We start from the raw sequence: 2395 nt of genomic DNA on the forward strand, positions 1-2395 counted from the left end.
TATCGCTTAGTCCCCTCAGAAATGCCATGCAAGTTCACCATGCATTACCGCAGTGTACTAGTTTTTGGTAGAGTCCACTTCATAGTTGATTTAGGGGAGAAGTTAAGGGTTTTGAGGTTGATGATGGAGAAGTATGACCCAAATGGGGTTGCGAAGCCTTTGGATGAATCCATGATTGGTGGGGTGGAGGTTGGCGAAATAATCATTGAAGAGATTACTGGGAGGAAGAATGAGTGACCCCTCTTTTCAAGTGGGATTGCGGGATGCCATCTAAATCTCTATTGGAAACCTAACTGTAATTTAATGATGTGGCAAGGTTTATTTTACTTCAGCCCTTATCTTGATATGGTGATATCAAGGGTGATGTTCGATTTTCTCAGTGGAAAGCTTGTTGAAAAGTTGAGGGGGGAAGCTTTAAGGAGGGGTGTGTCCATAGAAGAGTTTACTGTGGAAGTTCTTTCGAAGGCTCTCAATATCCCCCTAGACCCCAGTGAGAAAGTTGAGCTTCACCTTAAGCTTGCTGAGAAATTTTTGAGGGAGGCGGAGGGGTTTCTGGTTAAGGGTGATTATGTGCAGGCTTCGGAGAAGGGTTGGGTGGCGGCTTCCCAGATGGTTAAAGCTGTAGCGGCTAGGGAGGGGTTGGAGCTAGGGAGTCATGCTAGCTTATGGGGGTATGTGGATGGGCTTGTTGAGAAACTTGGGGATGGAGGGTTGAGGCGTATGTGGTGGGCTGCCAACAATCTCCACCAAAACTTCTATGAAAACTGGATGACCCTGAGAGACGTGAAATACGCCATAGAAGATGTGAAGGGGTTCATTGGAAAACTGAGGAAACTCTTATAATAAAATGTTCTTTGTTGGAAAATTGGTTTCAATTGGATGTTTTGCTTAGCTGAAATTCATGATTGCTTTTATTAATGGGAGAGTTTCTGTTATATAGGGGGTTAAGGGTATGGGTCACATATTTGTGGGTGCCAGGTTTAGGGGTAAGGATGTGTTGGAGGTTGATAGGATACTGGTGGATACTGGGGCTTCCTTCACGGTAATGCCCCTCAATTTAGCTGAGAAATACTTTATTGAAACACCCTTTGAAGTTGAATTGAAGCTTGGTGATGGTAGAATTGTTAAGGCTAAAATGTTTGTGGCTGAAGTTGAGATTGAAGGTAGAAAGGGTCCTATAAGGATTATGGCATTCAAAGATGCTATGCCTGTAATAGGCGTTGACACTCTAGAAACTTTAGGTCTTAGGGTAGACCCATCAACGGGGAGGGTGGAGAAGACAGAATACTACATGCTCTACGTCTAATCGGCACACCATTGACTATCAAATTCTGATGATATTCCCATTCACGCTTTCTTAAGCATTCCACCTATAATGTTTCTTTGTTGGAGTTCCTCTATGGATGGTTTCCATGTTCGGGGTAAGCGTTCCTCAGCGATTCCACCGATATTTCGTCTGTAACAAAAACTATGCCACCCCCATTTTGGCAATAATCATATCGTTGAGAATAGCTGTATACATCTCATGCTCTCTCACACATTTCATTAATATTTCTCTAAATCTTGATTCCAATCAAAGAAGACAGCTAGTTATGGTGCATGTTAAGCAGACTGTAAGATTAATAAATAATGCTCCACTTCTTATGGGGGCAACCTTCAACGATGTTAAGGGCGGCATGATCACGTTGGCCCTCCAAGCGGGATAATAGTCCTCAAATACTTCCCTCACATTGGAGGGAGGAGGGTAATCATGTATGGAATAGGTGCGAGCCAAAAATTGGTAAGTCTTATGTGGCTGCATTTGGCATAGTATTTTTGGAGTGTTCACATGTCAGCTAGGAGCATGCTTAGGGTTGTAGGTGCATATCTAGATGCCAAGTTTAGGGGTAGATGTAGGCCTCTTGCCGCATACTATAATGTCACATTCCAATGCAACCTTAGGTGTAGCTTCTGCAGTAATTGGCGTGTGAGGGTGAGTGAGTTGGGTGGGTTGGAGGCTTTGAGGGCTGTGAAAATCATATGTGAATATGGTGTGCCTGCATTGGGCTTCAGTGGCGGTGAACCCCTATTGAGGCGTGACATTTACAGTCTCGCCACGCTCGCCAAGGATTACGGCTTAGCCACATCCATAAACACTAATGGCACACTTGTGGATGAGTGGACTGCCAAGAAGCTTGCCAAAACCTTTGATTACGTGATTGTCTCCATTGACGGTTTCCAAGCCACCCATGACTTCATGCGCGGCGTAACTGGAACGCAAGTCAAAGCTGTGAAGGCTGTTGAACATTTAAGTAGGGCTGGAGCAAATGTGGGTGTGAACACGGTTATACATCCAGCTAATCTAAGTGAAATCCCCCGCCTCTGGCTTAGCCTATCCAGCCATGTCAAGTATTAT

Annotated in this window: 4 protein-coding genes; all 4 read left to right on the forward strand. The window is 44.5% G+C overall.

Annotated features, from left to right (window positions below):
• On the forward strand, positions 1-237 hold a 237-nt coding region (locus tag MRT15_RS11540; RefSeq protein WP_304330392.1), incomplete at its 5' end, for a pyridoxamine 5'-phosphate oxidase family protein.
• Positions 238-363: 126 nt separating this feature from the next.
• On the forward strand, positions 364-843 hold the full coding sequence (locus MRT15_RS11545) for a PaREP1 family protein (protein ID WP_304330395.1): 480 nt from the start codon (positions 364-366) through the stop codon (positions 841-843).
• A gap of 109 nt (positions 844-952) precedes the next feature.
• Positions 953-1306: an aspartyl protease family protein gene (locus MRT15_RS11550; protein WP_304330393.1), complete on the forward strand. Its 354-nt coding sequence runs from the start codon at positions 953-955 to the stop codon at positions 1304-1306.
• Between the two features lie 522 nt (positions 1307-1828).
• On the forward strand, positions 1829-2395 hold a 567-nt coding region (locus tag MRT15_RS11555; RefSeq protein ID WP_304330394.1), incomplete at its 3' end, for a radical SAM protein.

Source organism: Candidatus Culexarchaeum yellowstonense, from assembly GCF_024707025.1.
GTDB lineage: Archaea > Thermoproteota > Methanomethylicia > Culexarchaeales > Culexarchaeaceae > Culexarchaeum.

Coding starts and splice junctions, on each gene's coding strand:
- MRT15_RS11550 (WP_304330393.1), top strand. CDS start 953: ATGGGTCACATATTTGTGGGTGCCAGGTTTAGGGGTAAGGATGTGTTG.
- MRT15_RS11545 (WP_304330395.1), top strand. CDS start 364: ATGTTCGATTTTCTCAGTGGAAAGCTTGTTGAAAAGTTGAGGGGGGAA.